The 16276-nt window shown below is 72.6% G+C and carries 16 protein-coding genes and 1 pseudogene; 8 read left to right on the top strand and 9 right to left on the bottom strand.

What is annotated here, in order from left to right; genetic code table 11:
• Window positions 1-37: 37 nt before the first annotated feature.
• On the bottom strand, window positions 38-1246 hold the full coding sequence (locus G3I78_RS34180; RefSeq protein WP_164431868.1) for a glycoside hydrolase family 88 protein: 1209 nt from the start codon (window positions 1244-1246) through the stop codon (window positions 38-40).
• Between the two features lie 176 nt (window positions 1247-1422).
• Here G3I78_RS34180 and G3I78_RS34175 point away from each other — a divergent pair, with 176 nt between their 5' ends.
• On the top strand, window positions 1423-3555 hold the full coding sequence (locus tag G3I78_RS34175) for a PI-PLC domain-containing protein (protein WP_239158210.1): 2133 nt from the start codon (window positions 1423-1425) through the stop codon (window positions 3553-3555).
• A gap of 13 nt (window positions 3556-3568) precedes the next feature.
• Here G3I78_RS34175 and G3I78_RS34170 read toward each other — a convergent pair whose 3' ends face one another.
• Window positions 3569-4381, bottom strand: a complete 813-nt coding sequence (locus G3I78_RS34170; protein WP_164431864.1) for an SAM-dependent methyltransferase — start codon at window positions 4379-4381, stop codon at window positions 3569-3571.
• Between the two features lie 26 nt (window positions 4382-4407).
• On the opposite strand from G3I78_RS34170, the gene G3I78_RS34165 reads away from it, so the two are divergent.
• Window positions 4408-5862, top strand: a complete 1455-nt coding sequence (locus G3I78_RS34165; protein ID WP_239158209.1) for a SpoIIE family protein phosphatase — start codon at window positions 4408-4410, stop codon at window positions 5860-5862.
• A gap of 1 nt (window position 5863) precedes the next feature.
• Here the strand turns inward: G3I78_RS34165 and G3I78_RS34160 are convergent, their stop codons facing one another.
• Window positions 5864-6304 carry an ATP-binding protein gene (locus G3I78_RS34160; protein WP_164431862.1) on the bottom strand — a complete coding sequence of 147 codons (441 nt, stop codon included), beginning with the start codon at window positions 6302-6304 and terminating at the stop codon, window positions 5864-5866.
• 264 nt (window positions 6305-6568) lie between these two features.
• On the opposite strand from G3I78_RS34160, the gene G3I78_RS34155 reads away from it, so the two are divergent.
• The 3 genes from G3I78_RS34155 to G3I78_RS34145 all read left to right on the top strand — a co-directional run bounded on the left by G3I78_RS34155 (window position 6569) and on the right by G3I78_RS34145 (window position 8587).
• Window positions 6569-7447 carry a helix-turn-helix transcriptional regulator gene (locus G3I78_RS34155; RefSeq protein ID WP_164431860.1) on the top strand — a complete coding sequence of 293 codons (879 nt, stop codon included), beginning with the start codon at window positions 6569-6571 and terminating at the stop codon, window positions 7445-7447.
• Window positions 7444-7695 (top strand): DUF397 domain-containing protein, encoded by a 252-nt coding sequence (locus tag G3I78_RS34150; protein WP_164431858.1) that lies wholly within the window; start codon window positions 7444-7446, stop codon window positions 7693-7695. The genes G3I78_RS34155 and G3I78_RS34150 overlap by 4 nt, the downstream gene beginning before the upstream one ends.
• A gap of 85 nt (window positions 7696-7780) precedes the next feature.
• Window positions 7781-8587 carry an SAM-dependent methyltransferase gene (locus tag G3I78_RS34145; protein WP_164431856.1) on the top strand — a complete coding sequence of 269 codons (807 nt, stop codon included), beginning with the start codon at window positions 7781-7783 and terminating at the stop codon, window positions 8585-8587.
• 62 nt (window positions 8588-8649) lie between these two features.
• On the opposite strand, the gene G3I78_RS34140 is transcribed toward G3I78_RS34145, so the two are convergent.
• Complete coding sequence (locus tag G3I78_RS34140) at window positions 8650-9159, bottom strand: N-acetyltransferase (RefSeq protein ID WP_164431854.1); 510 nt, start codon at window positions 9157-9159, stop codon at window positions 8650-8652.
• Between the two features lie 212 nt (window positions 9160-9371).
• On the opposite strand from G3I78_RS34140, the gene G3I78_RS34135 reads away from it, so the two are divergent.
• Window positions 9372-10112 carry an SDR family oxidoreductase gene (locus G3I78_RS34135; protein WP_164431852.1) on the top strand — a complete coding sequence of 247 codons (741 nt, stop codon included), beginning with the start codon at window positions 9372-9374 and terminating at the stop codon, window positions 10110-10112.
• Window positions 10113-10344: 232 nt separating this feature from the next.
• Here the strand turns inward: G3I78_RS34135 and G3I78_RS34130 are convergent, their stop codons facing one another.
• From G3I78_RS34130 to G3I78_RS53290, 5 genes and pseudogenes are all read right to left on the bottom strand, one after another.
• Window positions 10345-11598 (bottom strand): MFS transporter, encoded by a 1254-nt coding sequence (locus G3I78_RS34130; protein WP_164431850.1) that lies wholly within the window; start codon window positions 11596-11598, stop codon window positions 10345-10347.
• Window positions 11595-12149, bottom strand: coding sequence for a DinB family protein (locus G3I78_RS52305; protein WP_164431848.1), 555 nt, complete (start codon window positions 12147-12149; stop codon window positions 11595-11597). Before G3I78_RS52305 ends, G3I78_RS34130 begins: the two co-directional genes overlap by 4 nt.
• A 34-nt stretch (window positions 12150-12183) precedes the next feature.
• Window positions 12184-13083, bottom strand: a complete 900-nt coding sequence (locus G3I78_RS52300; RefSeq protein WP_343243925.1) for an FAD-dependent oxidoreductase — start codon at window positions 13081-13083, stop codon at window positions 12184-12186.
• A pseudogene (locus G3I78_RS52295) lies at window positions 13005-13178 on the bottom strand (NAD(P)-binding protein); the annotation flags it as partial. The pseudogene G3I78_RS52295 and the gene G3I78_RS52300, both read right to left, overlap by 79 nt.
• Before the next feature lie 63 nt (window positions 13179-13241).
• Window positions 13242-14276: an alcohol dehydrogenase catalytic domain-containing protein gene (locus G3I78_RS53290; RefSeq protein WP_343243924.1), complete on the bottom strand. Its 1035-nt coding sequence runs from the start codon at window positions 14274-14276 to the stop codon at window positions 13242-13244.
• Between the two features lie 206 nt (window positions 14277-14482).
• On the opposite strand from G3I78_RS53290, the gene G3I78_RS34110 reads away from it, so the two are divergent.
• Together G3I78_RS34110 and G3I78_RS34105 are read left to right on the top strand one after the other, a co-directional pair.
• Window positions 14483-15373 carry a LysR family transcriptional regulator gene (locus G3I78_RS34110; protein WP_164431846.1) on the top strand — a complete coding sequence of 297 codons (891 nt, stop codon included), beginning with the start codon at window positions 14483-14485 and terminating at the stop codon, window positions 15371-15373.
• Between the two features lie 80 nt (window positions 15374-15453).
• Window positions 15454-16155: a GNAT family N-acetyltransferase gene (locus G3I78_RS34105; RefSeq protein ID WP_164431844.1), complete on the top strand. Its 702-nt coding sequence runs from the start codon at window positions 15454-15456 to the stop codon at window positions 16153-16155.
• Window positions 16156-16276: the final 121 nt, after the last annotated feature.

Below are 16276 nucleotides of genomic sequence, written 5' to 3'. Positions count from 1 at the left end.
CCGGTCGACCCGAGGCCCTTGTCGGCCGAAGGTCCTGTCAGCCCACCGAGGACAGGTCGATCGCCCGGTCGAGGTCGTGGGGCCGCAGGACCCGCAGGATGCCTTCGAGCAGGTAGTAGTCGGCGTACGGGAGAGAGATCTCGACGCCGTCCTCGTTCGGGCGGTTGCGGGTGCAGCGGGCGACGACCGCCTCGGCGCGGGCGGAGTTCCGGGTCAGGCAGGTCTCCGCGAGGGCGGTGAGCAGCCGCAGCGCCACCTCGCGGTAGGAGGCCCTGCCGGAGACCCTGGCCAGGTCGAGGAGGCCGCAGGCCATGATCGCTCCGGCGGAGGCGTCCTTGATGTCGTACGGCTGCTGCGGTGCCCGGTAGTCCCACACCGGGACGTGGTCCGGGCCGAGCGCCCGGACCGCGAAGTCGGCGAGTCCGCGGGCGGTGGCGAGGAACTCCCGCTCGCCGGTGCGCCGGTACATCGTGGTGAAGCCGTAGATCCCCCAGGCCTGGCCGCGGGACCAGCAGGAGTCGGGGCTGTAGCCCTGGACGGTGCCCGGGCCGATCGGGGCGCCGGTGTCCGGGTCGAAGTCGTAGACGTGCGGGGTCGAGCCGTCGGGGCGCGGGAAGACCCGCCGGGCGGTCCTCGCGTGCTCGACGGCGATGTCCAGATACCTGGCGTCGCCGGTCTCCCGGCTCGCGAAGGCCAGCAGGTCGAGGTTCATCATCGTGTCGATGATCACCCGGCCCGCGTTCTTCGGATCGGCGAGCGCGCCCCAGGCCCGGATGAAGCGTCCGCGCGGGTTGTAGCGCCGGACGAGGGAGTCGGCCGCCCGGAGCGCGCCGGTCCGCCAGGTCTCGTCGCCGGTCAGCCGCCAGGCGGTGACCCAGGAGGGGGTGAAGAGGAAGCCGAGGTCGTGGGTGCCGGTGTCGTACTGGCGCGGGGCCAGTTTCCGCGCCGAGTCGAGGGCCCAGGTGCGGAAGGCGTCGTCCCCGGTGTGGAGCCAGGCCATCCACAGGGTGCCGGGCCAGAAGCCGCCGACCCAGTCGCCGTTCTGCGAGTAGGTCCACTTCTCGAACCTGGTGCCCACGGGGAAGGCGGTCACGGTCGGGGCGACGGTGCGGAGCTTCTCGACGGCGTAGTCGGCCGCCGCGCGCAGGGCGTGCGGGTCGGGTGCGGCCGCTGCGGGTGTCGCGGAACCGCCGGCGACGGCGGCACCGGTCGCCGTGGCCAGCAGGGTGCGGCGGGAAACACTCATGGTCACGCCTCCAACTCGATGACGGGGCTGGGGAGTTGGCCGAGCCTTGCACAGCCGTGACACAGCTGTACACCCACATGAGCAATGTTCAAGGACATGAACAGTGGCGGCCCGCGGGGAGCGAGGTGACGATGGATGGCATCGAGACCGTCCGTGCCGTCAGAGTCCGAAGGTGGATGCGTGTCGCCGCCTTCGTCACAGCCGTGCTCTGCACGGTGATCGTCACGGCGGCGGCCACGGCCCGCGCCACGCTCGTCTCACCGGCGTTCTACCAGTCCGTGCTGGACGAGGAGTCGGCCTATGACCGGCTCTACGACCAGGTGCTGGTCGATCCGGGCACGGCCCCCGTGACCCGTGGCCTGCTGGCGCGGCTGCCGGTGCCGGAGGCGGTGATCACCTCCAATCTCAAGCTGGTGCTGCCGCCGGAGACGGCCCGGGAACTCACCCACGAGCAGATCGAGGCCGTGGTCGGCTATCTCAACGGCGACCGCGACACCCTCACCCTGAACGTCGACCTGCGACCGGTACTGGCCAACCTCAACGACCTGGCGCACACCTACTTCGGGGACCTCGTCTCCTCCGTGCAGCAGAAGAAGGAGCCGGACTTCGCGGCGTTCTCGACCGACCTGAACACCGCTCTCCACGAGCTGGTCGCCGGGCGCGTGCCCAAGGCGCTGCCCGCTCTCCCGCTCTCCGGGACGCAGGCCGCCACGGCGACCGAGCGCGTCCTGCTCGTCGTACCGGAGAAGCAGCGGGAGGCACTGCGTGCCGATGTCGAGGTGGCCCTGGGCAGCGGGGACGTCGCCACCGCGCTGGCCACCGTGGCACCGGTAGCGGTGTCCGAGCACACCCGTGAGGCGGCGGCTCGGCTGCGCGCGGTCGCCGGGGGCTACGACTGGAACGTCACCCGGACCCTGGACTCCTCCGGGGAAGACCTCCCGGCCCTGCACCGGGTGCGCGCCTACACCTCGACGGGGCTCGGGCTCGTGGAGGCCCTGGGCGCTGCCCTGCTGGTCGCCGCGCTGGCGTGTCTGTGGGTGACCGGTCCTGCCTCGGCGGGCCGGAAGTCGATGCTGCTGGGCTGGTCGCTGGCGGCCGGGGGCCTGCTCACCGCGCTCCTGGCCGTGCTCGCGCGGCTGATCAGCGGCGGGCGGGTGATGAGTCCGCCCACGGGCGGGGCGCCGAGCATCCGGCGGCTGGTCGACGACCTCCAGCACACCGCGTTCGACGACATGACGGCGGCGGCGCTGGCCACGGCACTCGTCCCGCTGGCGGCCGGGTCCCTGCTGGTCGGGGCCGGCTGGTTCCTCCAGGTACGGCCGCACCTGAGCGTCCCCTCCTCCCGTCTTCGTCTCCTCGCGGTCGGCACCAGTGCCGTGGTCCTGGCCGGGCTGGTCCTGGTACCGCTGGCCGCCAGCCCCTCCGCGCCCCGCCGGTGCCAGGGCAGCGCGGAGCTGTGCGACCGGCCCTACGACGAGGTCGCCTACCTGACCTCGCACAACGCCATGTCGACCACCGTCGACCAGTTCATCGGGCCGCTCCAGGACCCCGGCATCACCGCTCAGCTCGACGACGGGGTGCGCGGCCTCCAGCTCGACACCTACCGCTGGGAGAGCCCCGACCAGATCACCGCCCGGCTGGCCGACTCCGACTTCTCGCCCGAGCAGCGCACCCTGATCACCGCGGCCGTCAACAAGGTCAACCCGCCGCGCGACGGGCTGTGGCTGTGTCATGCCGTGTGCCGGGCGGGGGCGATTCAACTGGTGCCGAGCCTGCGGGAGATCGGGGACTGGATGCGCGACCATCCGACCGAGGTCGTGACGCTGATCGTCCAGGACGCGATCAGCGCCGAGGACACGGCGAAGGCGTTCGAGCAGGCCGGTCTCACGGACCTGGTCCGCACCCCGGACCCCGATCCCGACCGGGCCTGGCCGACGCTGGGCGAGATGATCGACAGCGGCCGTCGGCTCGTGGTCTTCGCCGAGCAGGCGGACGGTCCGGCCGCCTGGTACCGGAACTTCTACCGGTACGGCATGGAGACGCCGTTCGCCTTCCGCAGCCCCGGCGAGATGAGCTGTGTGCCGCATCGGGGCGGGACCGGCAAACGGCTGTTCCTGCTCAACCACTTCATCACGAACAGCGGTGGCAGCCGGATCGACGCCGGTGAGGTCAACGCCCGCCGGTACGTGCTGGACCGCGTCCACCGCTGCGAGCGGGAGCGCGGCCGGCCGGTCAACTTCGTCGCGGTCGACTACACGACGATCGGGGACGCCCGGGGCGCGGTGGACACGCTCAACTCCGAGCGCTGAACGCCCCGTCGGGTCAGCCGCTCTTGCGGCCCACTCCCGCGTACACCCAGAACTCCGACGGGTTCTCCGGGACCTGCTCGTGCGCGTCCGGGCGCCACAGGGGGACGTGGACCAGGCCCGGTTCGGCCAGGTCGAAGCCGGTGAACAGGTCGTGGATCTCGTCGTGGGAGCGCACGGTGACCGGTGAGGTGGCCCTGGAGCGGTACAGCTGGGTGACGGCGGCGGCCGTGTCCGGGCGGTCCTGGTCGGTGGCGTGGGACAGGGCCAGCCAGCCGCCCTCGGGCAGGGCGTCCCGGAAGGCGGCGACGATGCCGGCCGGGTCCTCCTCGGGCGTGACGAAGTGCAGGATCGCGACCATCAGCACGGCGACCGGCTCGTCGAAGTCGATCAGCGCCCGCACCTGCGGCGAGGACAGCACGCCGGCCGGGTCGCGGATGTCGGCGTCGACGATGCCCGCGTCCGGGTTGTCGGCGAGCAGCGTGGTGCTGTGGGCGACGGCCACCGGGTCCTTGTCGACGTAGACCACCCGGGCCCCCGGGTGCTCCGCCTGCGCGACCTCGTGGACGTTGCCCTGGGTGGGGATGCCGGAGCCCAGGTCGATGAACTGCCGTACCCCGGCGCCGACCAGGAAGCGGACGGCGCGGCCGAGGAAGGCGCGGTTGGCCCGGGCCAGCATGCGCACCTGGGGGTCGATGGCGGTGACGGCGGCCACCGCCTCGCGGTCGATGGCGAAGTTGTGCTCCCCGCCCAGCATCGCGTCGTACATGCGGGCTACGCTCGCCTTGTCCGGATCGGCCCCTGGTGGCAGTGAATCCGTGTCGTTCACCAGAACGTCCTTTCCGGTCAAGCTACTTGACGCCTCATCATATAGTTGCCGTTCACGCCCGGCGATCAGTTGTCCCCGTCCCCGCCCGGACCCCCACCCGGAAAGGCACCACGATCCTGCGGAACGAACCGCACAGCCCCTCCGACGACACCCCCACCGCCCTGCCCACGCCCCGTCGGACGGCCTTCTCCCCCGCGGCCGACGTCATCGGCTCGGAACTCGACCTGGGCCTGACCGGCAGCCATGTCGTGCACGCGCTGACGCCCGGCTTCTGCGACGCGGCCTCCCTCTACCTGCTGGAGCGGTGGCGACGCGAGGAGACGGTGTACGCGGGCGGCGACCCGGCCCAGATCGAGGCGCGCCGGCTGGCGGTGCGGGTGGGCACGGACGCGCCCGAGTCCTGGGAGGGCACGCTGCCGGTCGGCGAGGTCCTGGTCTTCCCACGCGCGACTCCGTACGCCCGGGCCCTCGTCGACGGACACGCCCAGCTGCTCGACTCGGTCGACGACCACACGGTGGAGCGGCTCGCCTCGTCGGCGGCGGCGGACGCGCGCCTCGACGAGCTGCTCAAGTCGCAGTCCTTCCTCGTGGTCCCGTTGCGGCTGCGCGGCGGGGCCATCGGCTTCGTGGCCTGCTCGCGCGGGCCGGGCCGGGGGCCGTTCCTGACCGCCGAGGTGGCGGCGGTGGAGTCGCTGGCCGCGCGGGCCGCGGTCGCCCTGGACAACGCCCGCCGCTACGAGCACGAGCGCCGCACCGCGCTGGCGATCCGGGGCAGCCTGCTGCCGGGCACCATCCAGGAGGTCGAGGGCTGCCGCATAGCCCACGGATCGCTGCCCGCCGGGCAGGGCTCCATCATCGGCGGTGACTGGTTCGACGTGCTGAGACGGCCCGGCGACCGGATCAGCATGATCGTCGGGGACGCCATGGGGCACGGCCCGGAGTCCGCCGTGGCGATGATCCAACTCCGCACCGCGGTACGCACCCTGGCGAGTCTGGACATCCCGGCCGCGGATCTCGTACGACGGCTCGACGCGCTCGCCAGCGACACCCCCGGCGCCTCCTTCGCCACCTGCATATACGCCGAGTGGGACGCCCGGCGGCGCACCTGCACCCTGGTGGGCGCGGGTCATCCGCCCCCGCTGCTGCGCGGCCCCGACGGCCGGACCGCCCCGGTCACGCTGGTCGGCGCGGGCCTGCCGCTGGGTCTCGGCGCGGGTTCCTACGAGCCGACCGTGCTGTCGGTGCCGGAACCCGCCCTCCTCGTGCTCTACAGCGACGGCCTGGTCGAGTCCCGTGACGCCGACATCGACCAGGAGATCACCCGCTTCGCCCGCACCCTGGACACGGCCGCCGCCGACGCGGACGACGGCCATGACGCCCTGCCCGCCCTGTGCCGGCGGCTGCTGCACGCCCCCTCCGATCCCGCGGGCGCGGACGACCGCACCCTGCTGTTGGCCGAACTCACGCCGCTGGAGGGCTGATTCAGGCTGTCAGGTTCGCCCATACGGCATTGCCGCCGGTGAGTCTGGAGCGGTCCACCCCCCAGGTGTCCGCGAGCTGCTCCACGAGGAAGAGCCCGCGCCCGCCCTCGTCGTCGGGGCCCGCCTCGCAGCGCGGGAGCCTGCGGCCGGTGTAGTCGTGGTCGTGCACCTCCAGCCGGAGGCACCCGTCGGTGACCAGGCCGATACCGCACAGGATGCGCGCGCTGAGCGTGTGGCACACGGCGTTGGTGGCCAGCTCCGACAGGAGCAGGACCGCGTCGGCGCACAGGTCGCGGGGCAGGCGCCAGGCGGCGAGCCGGGCCCCCACCGAGCGGCGGGCGACTCCGACGCTGGACCGGTGCGCCGGAAGCTCGATCCAGTGCGTCCGCTCAGGGTCGGCGGCGTCTAACAGCTGAGGGGATGAGGTCGTGTGGGGGGACACGATGTCGGCCTTCCGTGGGGGCGGGCGCAGCCAGGCGAGAGGGACGCCTCGAAGGTCAGGGCCTGCCAACGCGCAGGGGGGTAGGGGCGGTTGACGGCACCGTGCTCACGGTCGGCGGCACGGTTCACACAAGTAACTATGCTCGCACCCAAGTTCAACGTGCAACCAGCTTCCTGATAATTTCAGAAAGCCGGTATCGGCCTGGCGGCGTCAGCAAGTCGCTGTCAGACTCGTGCGGGTGACAGTCCCTCAGGAGGTACGGGCGTGAGCGAAGGCCGTTCGGGCGCGGGCAGCAACAACAGCGCGCCCACCGTGCTCCGCATGATCCTCGGCCGGCGGCTCCAGGAGCGCCGGCAGGACGCGGGCGCCTCGCTGGAGGACGCGGCGCGGGCGCTGCGGGTCAAGACCCTGACGATCCGCCGTCTGGAGAAGGCGGAGGTCGCCCTCAAGCCGCTCTACGTGGAGAAGCTGCTGGAGACCTACGGGGCGGACCGGCAGGAGATCGACGAGTTCGTCGCGCTGGCCGAGCGGGCCAACCAGCCCGGCTGGTGGCACGCGTACCGGGATGTGCTGCCCAACTGGTTCAGCGCCTATGTGAGCCTGGAGACCGGGGCCAGGACCCTGCGCACCTACGAGCCCCACTACGTGACGGGGCTGCTCCAGACCCACGCGTACGCGCGCGGAGTGCTGCGCGGCGGTTTTCCCAACGACACCGACGAGGAGCTGGACCGGCGCGTGGACCTGCGGCTGCGCCGCCAGGGACTGCTGGCCAGACCCGAGGCGCCCACGCTGTGGGTGGTGATGGAGGAGGCCGTACTGCACCGGGTGGTCGGCGGCCCCGAGGTGATGCGGGAGCAGATCGAGCGGCTCCTGGAGGTCTCGGAGCTGGAGCACGTCAGCGTCGACGTCGTGCCGTTCACCGCTGGCGCCCATGTCGGTGTGTGCGCGCCGTTCACCTACTTCCGCTTCGAGGAGCCGGAGCTGCCGGACATCGTCTACACCGAGATCCTCTCCGGCGCGATGTACCTGGATCAGCGTTCGGATGTGTCGGCCCATCTCGAGGCGCACAACCGCATGTCCCTGCTGACCTCGGACGCGGACAGCAGGGCGCTGCTTCATCGCATGCGCAAGGAGTACTCATGACCGCGATCGACGCTCACGTCTACAACGGGATGCCCGCCTCGGACCTCGGCGAACTGGGCTGGGAGTCTCCGTGGAGCGGCCCCAACGGGGGCCAGTGCGTACAGACGAAGCGACTCGCCGACGGCCGGGTGGCGCTGCGGCAGTCGACCGACCCCGCCGGTCCCGCGCTGATCTACACCCCGCAGGAGATCGCCGCGTTCGTCGCGGGGGTCAAACGGGGCCTCGCCGACCATCTCGCGGCCGGCTGAGTCCGGCCCCGAGCGGGCGGGACCGTGCCGTCCCCCCGGCCACGAACCGCCCGACACCCCCACGCCCAGCACCGAAAGGCACAGGATGACCAACTCGCACGCCGCGCGGGACATCGACACCAGCAGGCCCCACTCCGCGCGGATGTACGACTACTACCTCGGTGGCAAGGACCACTTCGAGGTCGACAAGAAGGCCGCCGAGACCGTGGCGGCGGCCTACCCCGGCATCTTCGTGTGCGCCCGGGAGAACCGGGCGTTCATGCACCGGGCCACCCGGGTGCTCGCCCAGGAGCACGGCATCCGCCAGTGGCTGGACGTCGGCACCGGCATCCCCACCGAGCCGAACCTGCACCAGGTCGCGCAGTCGGTGGTGCCCGAGGCGCGGGTGGTGTACGCCGACAACGACCCGCTCGTCCTCAAGTACGCGGCGCGGCTGATGCGGAGCACTCCGCAGGGCCGCACCACGTACATCGAGGCGGACGCCAACGACCCGGACACCCTGCTGAACGCGCCGGAGCTGGCCGAGGTGCTGGACCTGGACCGGCCGGTGGCGCTGTCCCTGAACGCCCTGATGCACTTCGTGACGGACGCGCAGGACCCGTACGGTCTGGTGAACCGGCTGCTGGCCGCGCTCCCCTCGGGCAGCGCGCTCGCCCTGAGCCACTGCACGCCCGACTTCGACCCGGGCACCTGGCAGAAGGTGACGGACATCTACAACAACGCGGGTACGCCGGTGCAGTTCCGCTCCCAGGGCGACGTGGCCCGTTTCTTCGAGGGCCTCGAACTGCTCGACCCGGGTGTCACCGTCGGCCACCGCTGGCGTCCGGACGGCGAGCCGGTCGCCTCGGACGCCGAGGTCAGCCTGTGGACCGGGGTGGGCATCAAGCCGTAGCGGGCCGTGGGCCCGCGGCCGGTCGTCGTGCGGGAGCCGGGTGCTCCCGCACGACGGTCCGGCTAGATGCCGAAGGGTGCCGCGTAGCGGACGGTCCCTGCGGGCAGTGGGTGGCCGGGGTCGAGGGCGAGGGCCATCATGGCCTCGTCCGGGACGTCGAGCGTGATGCGGATGCCGTGCGCGGAGGCGCGGGTGAAGCCGAACCGCGGGTAGTAGTCCGGGTGTCCGAGGACGGTGACGAAGCGTTCGCCCCGATCCTTGGCGGCCTCCAGCGCGGTACGGACGGCCGCGGCTCCGGCGCCGGTCCGCTGGTGCCCGGGCAGGACGGCGACCGGGCCCAGGCACAGGGCCGGGGTGTCGCCGATGTGGCAGCGGGTCAGCAGCGCGTGGCCGACGACCTCGCCGGCCTGGTCGGTGGTGACGATGTTGAGGCCGTCGATCCAGCCTTCGTCGGCGCGCAGGGCGTCGACGAGGTCGGCTTCGAGCGGGGTGTCGAAGGCCGCGAGGTCGATCTCGCGGACCGCGGGGATGTCGGCGTGGGTCTCGCCACGCGTGATCCAGCGATTGCTCATGACGGGTTGTCCGTCCGTTTCCTGGTCGTGTTCGTGTACAGGTCGCCTCGCGGGCTCATGCCGCGGCGAGGGTGCGTCCGGTGGGCTCAGGCCGTCGCCCGGGACGTGAGGGCGGTCCGGGCGGCCTTGCGCGCGGTCATCGACCTCACCTGCCTCGACGTGCGGGGACACGAACAGGGGCGACGCTACCAGCCGTGGCAGGATCACCACGCATGAATATCGAACAGGCCGGGCGGCCGGTCGCCCTGGTCACCGGGTCCACGTCGGGCATCGGCGAGGCCGTCGCACGGCGGCTCGCGGCGGACGGGGCCCGGGTCGTCGTCCACTCGCGGAGCAGCACGGCGGCCGGGGAGGCGCTGGCGGCGGAGCTCGGCGGGGTGTACGTGCGGGCGGACCTGGGCGTGGAGGAGGAGGCCCGGGGCCTGGTCGAGGCGGCGCTCGGTCACTGCGGCCGACTGGACGTCCTGGTGAACAACGCGGGCATCAGCCGGCCCATCCCGCACGCGGACCTGGCGGCGGCGACTCCGGCGGAGTGGCGGGAGTTGCTGGAGGTGAACCTGATCGCGCCCTGGGTGCTGTGCACGGCGGCCCTTCCCGCGCTACGGCACTCCCCCGGCGGTGGCAGCATCGTGAACGTCACCAGCCATGCCGGGGTACGGCCCAAGGGGTCCTCGGTGCCGTACGCGGCGAGCAAGGCCGCGCTGAACCATGTGACCCGGCTGCTGGCGGCCGCGCTCGGGCCCGAGGTGCGGGTGAACGCGGTGGCGCCGGGGCTGGTGGACACCCCGATGACGAAGGACTGGGCCGAGGCGCACGAACTGTGGCGGGACCGCGCCCCGATGCACCGCCCGGCCCGGCCCGCCGACGTGGCCGACCTGGTGGCCTCGGTGATCGCCAACGGCTATCTCACCGGTGAGGTGATCGTGCTCGACGGTGGCCTCAACCTGACCTGATGGACCGGGTGTTGGGGGGTGGGTCACCCGGTCGTGTCCATCACGGCGACCGACCGAACCGTACAGGCGACGGAGGTGCAGCTGACTGCGGCCTCGGCCTCCTCCGTGGAGGCGGTCGAGCTCGCCGACGACCGCGGCGGGGACGTCGTCGTACGCCTCTACGAGTCCCGTGGCACCCGGCGACGGCACACTCACCACCGGGTTCCGTACGTCGCCCCCGCGCGGAAGCGGGTCAACCGGCCCCCGTCTCACGGCTGCTCGCCGTGGCCGCGATCGCGGGGAGGACCGCCAGGGCGAGGATGCCGCCGGTGAGGGCGAGGACGGGGTAGCCGGCGGCGGAGACGACGAGCCCGGAGGCGAGGCCGCCCGCGGTGCCGGAGACGGCGATCGAGACGTCGACCATGCCCTGGGTCCTGGCCCGGGTGGCGAGCGGTACCGCGTCGGTGATCATCGCGGTGCCGGAGACGAGTCCGAGGTTCCAGCCCAGACCCAGCAGGGCGAGCGCCAGGGCGAGTACGGCGACGGAGTCGTCGGGTGCCGCGGCGGCGGTGACTCCGGCGGCCAGCAGGGTGAGACCCGAGGCAGCGGCCACGGCGGTGGGGCCGTGGCGGTCGACGAGCCAGCCGGTCAGGGGTGAGGGGAGGTACATGGCGCCGACGTGGAGAGCGATGACGAGGCCGGAGGCGGCGGTGCCGTGTCCGTGGTCGTGCATGTGCACGGGGGTCATCGTCATGATCGAGACCATGACGAGCTGCGTGAGGATCATCGTCAGGGCGCCCGGGATCAGGCCCGGACCGCGCGGTTTCGCCGGGGTGTCGGTCCCGGTCCGCTGCCGGAGGTCGAGGCTGCGGGCGAGCAGCAGGGGGTCGGGGCGCAGCCAGACGGCGAGGACGAGGGCGGCCAGCAGGTAGGCGGTGCCGGAGAGCAGGAACGGTCCGGCGAGGGTGGGGATGCCGAGGGTGTCGGCGAGGTAGCCGGTGGGGGCCGCGAGGTTGGGGCCGACGACACCGCCGAACGTGGTGGCGACCAGCACGGTGGAGACCGCGCGGGCCCGGTGCGCGGGTGCGGCGAGGTCGGCCCCGGCGTACCGGGCCTGGAGGTTGGTCGCGGAACCGGCGCCGTAGACGAACAGGGCGAAGAACAGCAGCACGGGGTTGTCGGTGACGGCGGCGACGATGACTCCCGCGCTGCCGACGGCGCCGGTCAGGTATCCCGCGGCCAGGCCCGGTCTGCGGCCGCGGGACTGGGAGACCCGGCCGATGGTGACGGCGGCGAGGGCCGATCCGGCGGTGAACAGGGCGCTGGGCAGACCGGCGAGGCCGGTGGAGTCGAGCATGTCCTGGGCGAGCAGGGCGCCCACGGTGATGCCGGCCGCGAGCCCGGCGCCGCTCAGGATCTGGCCGCAGACCAGGACCGCGAGGACACGGCGCTGTGCCTCGGAGCGGTCGGGTATGTCCGCGGTGGTGCCCGACGCGGTGCTGGTCACGGGCGGCTCTCTCCCTGGGTCTGGAGGACGTCCACGACGAGATACCCGTCGATGCGGTGGATGTACTCACCGTCCGGGTCGGGCGGGAGCGCGTGGCCGAGGTCGCCGGCCCGGACCTCGCCGATCCACTGGTCGTGCTGGTACTCGTGGTTGATGAGCGTGGTGAGCAAGTGAGTGGCGACCACGGTGAGTTGTGCGGGGGCGCCGACGCGGCCGGCGGCGATGTCCCCGATGCGGGCGTGGACGCGTTCGGCGACCGTGGCGCGGAAGTCGGTGAGCCTGCGGACGGTGGGCAGGGTGCCGCGGAACTTCTCCGGGTTCGCGGAATCCATCAGGCCGTCCAGTTCCGGGTCGGGGCTGGGTTCGGCCGCGGTGAGGTTGCGGATCATGAAGTGGGCGACGTGGGCCTGGTGTCCGAGGTGCCAGCCGATGGCGCTGGAGTTCTCGTGCGGGCGCCAGGTGACCTCGTCCGGGGTGAGGTCCTTCCACAGGTCGTCGGTGTAGGCGCGGGCCCGGTCGTACTCGCGCAGCAACGCGTCCATCTGGCGCATGAGTTCGCCTCGTCCGTGGTCAGGGACGCCGCTGTCACCGCGCGTTCGGCGGTGGCGAGGGCGCCTTCGATGTGTCCGGCGTGGTCGGTGGCCGTCCCGGTGGACGCCTAGTGCAGCCTGCCGCCCAGCGCCGGTCGGCGGTAGAGGGGTGCCCGAACAGGGAGTGGTCGGCCAGGTGGTGCACGGTGGCCGGGGCGGTCCACCGCTCGCCGCTCCAGTCCTGGACGTGGAGCGACCGGGGTTCGGCCGCGGCCGGGCCGAAGAGCTGGGCCGGCTGGGCGGTCACGGCCTGCTCGAACCCGGGGCCGACCGACCGGGCCGCGGCGAAGCCGAACAGCGCGGCCGTGCTGCCGCCGGGCCCGGACATGTCGTGCGGCTCCTGGAGCGGGCCGGTTCTGCTGACGGCTGCCCCGGCGAGCCCTTCGGCACGCCAGAAGACGTCGGGACAGCGGGCGACGACCTTGGCGACCGCGCCCATCCACCCGGGGGTCGCCCTGGCCAGGCGGTCCAGTTCCGCGCCGAAGTCGATGCGTTCGAGGGCGAGCGCGGGCGGTACGGCCAGAATGACGTGCACGGTCGCGCCGGATGTGCGGACGTCGAGCCCTCCGGTGGCAGCCAGGTGGATCGCGGTGACCGGCGTGTCGAACCGCAGCACCTCTGCCGGCAGTCCGGCGGCGAGGGCGCGGGCGAGGCTGTCGGCGCCCCGGGCGAAACGCCGGGCGGGGCGTCGAGCAGGTTTCCGGGCAGCCGTCGTACGCCTGCGGCCTCCTGTACGAGGGTGTCCCCGGCGAGGTGCTGCGCGAAGGTGTCGACGCCGAGCCGGTCGGCGAGTTCCGCGACCCTCGTCTCCCCGTCCCAGAACCAGGTGGCCCCGAGGTCGAGTCCCGCGGTGCTGAGCAGTCGGCCGCCGCTGCGGTCCCGGGCCTCCAGGCACACGGTGTCGTGTCCGGCGGCGACCAGGGCCGTGGTGGCGGCCAGTCCGGCGATGCCCGCGCCGACCACGACGACGTGGCCGTTGTGGTGCGGCATGTACAACTCCCTTTTTCCTTCTACCACTTCCACTCCGCCTGGTGCTGCTGCGACGAGGCGTGCTCAGGCGCCGGGAAGGAGGACCATCCGGAAGCGGGCCTTGCCGTCCTGCTGGGTGTCGAGCGCCTGCCGGGCCTCCTCCAACGGCACGGCCTGCACCCGGGGCCGGACACCGTGGGCGACCGCGAAGCGCATGGCCTGTTCGGTGTCGACGGGGCTGCCGGTCAGATGGCCGGTGACGCTGCGGGCCGCCGAGACGAGCTTGCCCAGGGGCAGTTGGAGGGGCTTGCCGTCGAAGCCGACGACGGTGAGCCGGCCGTGCGGGGCGAGCCCGTCCACCAGTTCCGCGAGGGGTCCGCTGCTGGAGGCCGTGGACAGGATCAGCTTCGCCCCGCCCAACCGGGCCAGCTCCGCTCCGGGTTGCCGCCGGTCGGTGTCGACGTAGTGCCGCGCGCCCAGTTCCCCGGCGAGCGCGCGCTTCTCCTCGCCCCGGCCGATCGCCACGGTCTCGAACCCCATGGCGGAGGCGAACTGCACCGCCAGATGCCCCAGACCGCCGATCCCGAAAACGGCGACCAGGTCGCCGGGCCCGGCGCCGGAGTGCCGCAGGGCGTTGAAGGTGGTGACGCCGGCGCAGCCGAAGGGCGCGGCCTCCTCCGGGGACAACCCGTCGGGGATGCGGGCGAGCGTGGCGGCGGGGACGGTGAGGGTGCTCGACCAGCCACCGGGATAGGCCAGGCCCGGGACCTTCCGCTCCGGACAGTGCACGACGTCCCCGGTACGGCAGGCGGGGCAGTGCCCACAGCTGCCGCCGAACCATCCGACGGCCACCCGCTCCCCCACCTGCCATCCCCGTACCCCGGGGCCCAGCTCCGCGATCACCCCGGCGACCTCGTGGCCGGGTGTGACCGGGAAGCCGGTCGCCGGGTCGGGATCGCGGACCGCACCGATGTCGGCGCCGCAGATCCCGGTCGCCGTCACGTCGACCCGCACCTCACCGACTCCGGCGGGCCGCTCCCGTACGGGGACGACCCGCACGGCGGCTCCGGGCTCCGCGACCTGAGCGGCCCGGTGAACAGGCTGACCGTCATCGGACACGAGAATCTCCTTGCCGAACTGGACGTGCTGGACGTGCCTGACGTGCTGCACGCACTTGACGAGTTCCACCGAAGGGGAATACGGATATTTACCGAATACCGCGTGGAGGACTCCGTTTCACCGTAAGCCGCCCCGACGACCCCCGGTAGAGGATCATGAGGAATGGGGGTATAACGAATGGCTATGGCCAGGAAGAGAAGAGCGGCATGAACATCGAGGGGCTGCGCTACGCGCGCGCCGTCGCCGGCACCAAGTCGTTCAGCGCGGCGGCCCGGGCCTACGGGGTCACCCAGCCCGCCCTGTCCAACGGCATCGCGCGGCTGGAGCAGGAGCTCGGTGTGACGCTGTTCGAGCGCTCACCGCGCGGGGTCAGGCCGACTCCGGACGGCACCCGGATCCTGCCCATGATCGACCGGGCCCTCGACGCCCTCGACTCGATGGTCGCGGAGGCCAGGCGGCCGGCCCAGCCGACGCCCGACACGATCCGGTTGGGCGTCTCGCCCCTGATCGGCGCCGACCTCGTCGCCCGTGCCTTCGACGCCGCCCGCGGTCTGGACCGCCCGCTCGATCTGGTGCTGCGCGAGGCGGATCTCACGCATCTGCGCGAGGACCTGCGGGCGGGGAACCTGGACATCCTCCTCGTGCCCGCCGTACAGGCCATGCCGGCGTTCCGGCGCCGTGTCATCGCCCGGGAGCCGGTGGTCGTGATCGACCCGGCCGCGGAGCCGACGCGGAGCCCGGTCGAGCTGCGGGCCGCGGCCGACGCCGCCTACATCCTCGTACCGGACAGCTGCGGGCTGACCACCTTCACCACGGAGCTCTTCCGCAGCAACGACCTGACACTGCGCACCTATCCCGGCGAGGCCTCCAACTACCGGGTGCTGGACGAGTGGGCGCGGATGGGCGTGGGCGCAGCCCTGCTGCCGCAGTCCAAGATCACCCAGGAGCACGGCGGTTCCCGTCCCCTGGTGCGGGCCGGTGCCCCCGTCGAGATCGCCTACGAGGCCGTATGGGACAACGACACCGCGCTCGCGGCCGATCTGGAGGACTTCGTCGCGGCGCTCACCCGGTACGCCGATGAAGGCACGGGTGGTTGACGGAGGTTATGGCTCCCGCTCTCCGCATCGTCCCACCGAACTGACTCCCTCCTCACTCCCAGGAAATGCACGTAAGCGATATGACAGCTCCCGAAAACGCCCTCGACAATCCCGTCGGCGAGTCACTGCGCGGCCGGCACGCGGCCCTGGCCCGTCGGCACGGCCGGGCCGCCACCTATGACCCGGAGGTCGCGACCTTCTCGGCGGTCTCCCCCGACCCCGACGCGGCGGACTGGGCCTATCTCGCCCGGCTGCTGGGCCGGGACGAGTTCGCCGACATGTTCAGCTGCCCGGCGCTCCCGCCCTCGGACTGGGAGCCGGTCTTCGTCCTCGAAGGCCGGCAGATGATCTGGCCGGGCGACGATCCGCCGGGCCTGGCCGCCGACAAGGTCGACACCGGCGTCGTCGAGCTGGGCGCGGCCGACGTGCCCGAGATGCTCGACCTCGCCGAGCGGACCCGCCCCGGACCGTTCTGGCCGCGCACCCGTGAACTGGGCACCTATCTCGGCGTCCGCGACCAGGGCAGGCTGGTGGCGATGGCGGGCGAGCGGCTGAGGCCTCCCGGGTGGACCGAGATCAGCGCCGTCTGCACGGCACCCGAGGCACGCGGGCGAGGCCACGCCGTCCGGCTGGTGAACGCGCTCGCCGCCCGCGTCCTGGCCCGGGGCGAGCGTCCCTTCCTGCACGTGGCGGAGGCGAACACCGCGGCGGTCGCGCTCTACGAACGTCTCGGCTTCGAGAGCCGGAAGCACGTGACCTTCCGTGGCTTCCGCACGCCCTGACCGCTTCCCGCACGGAACAAGGTGTTCCCTGAAACCAATTCGCCCCCGCGGCTCGTCCTCCCCACCGACCACATCGCACGGGGCCGATCCGGGCCGCGCGCCGAGCAGTTCAGGGGGAAAC

Origin of the sequence: Streptomyces sp. SID13726, assembly GCF_010548375.1 — a bacterium.
GTDB lineage: Bacteria > Actinomycetota > Actinomycetes > Streptomycetales > Streptomycetaceae > Streptomyces.
Note: the sequence above shows the minus strand (reverse complement) of the source record. Positions and strands in the feature narration are given on the sequence as shown.

What these genes read in the sequence shown, in the direction of transcription:
- G3I78_RS34180 (WP_164431868.1), bottom strand. Translation starts at nt 1,246, where the DNA reads ATGAGTGTTTCCCGCCGCACCCTGCTGGCCACGGCGACCGGTGCCGCC.
- G3I78_RS34175 (WP_239158210.1), top strand. Translation starts at nt 1,423, where the DNA reads ATGCGTGTCGCCGCCTTCGTCACAGCCGTGCTCTGCACGGTGATCGTC.
- G3I78_RS34150 (WP_164431858.1), top strand. Translation starts at nt 7,444, where the DNA reads ATGACCGCGATCGACGCTCACGTCTACAACGGGATGCCCGCCTCGGAC.
- G3I78_RS34145 (WP_164431856.1), top strand. Translation starts at nt 7,781, where the DNA reads ATGACCAACTCGCACGCCGCGCGGGACATCGACACCAGCAGGCCCCAC.
- G3I78_RS34140 (WP_164431854.1), bottom strand. Translation starts at nt 9,159, where the DNA reads ATGAGCAATCGCTGGATCACGCGTGGCGAGACCCACGCCGACATCCCC.
- G3I78_RS34135 (WP_164431852.1), top strand. Translation starts at nt 9,372, where the DNA reads ATGAATATCGAACAGGCCGGGCGGCCGGTCGCCCTGGTCACCGGGTCC.
- G3I78_RS52305 (WP_164431848.1), bottom strand. Translation starts at nt 12,149, where the DNA reads ATGCGCCAGATGGACGCGTTGCTGCGCGAGTACGACCGGGCCCGCGCC.
- G3I78_RS34110 (WP_164431846.1), top strand. Translation starts at nt 14,483, where the DNA reads ATGAACATCGAGGGGCTGCGCTACGCGCGCGCCGTCGCCGGCACCAAG.
- G3I78_RS34105 (WP_164431844.1), top strand. Translation starts at nt 15,454, where the DNA reads ATGACAGCTCCCGAAAACGCCCTCGACAATCCCGTCGGCGAGTCACTG.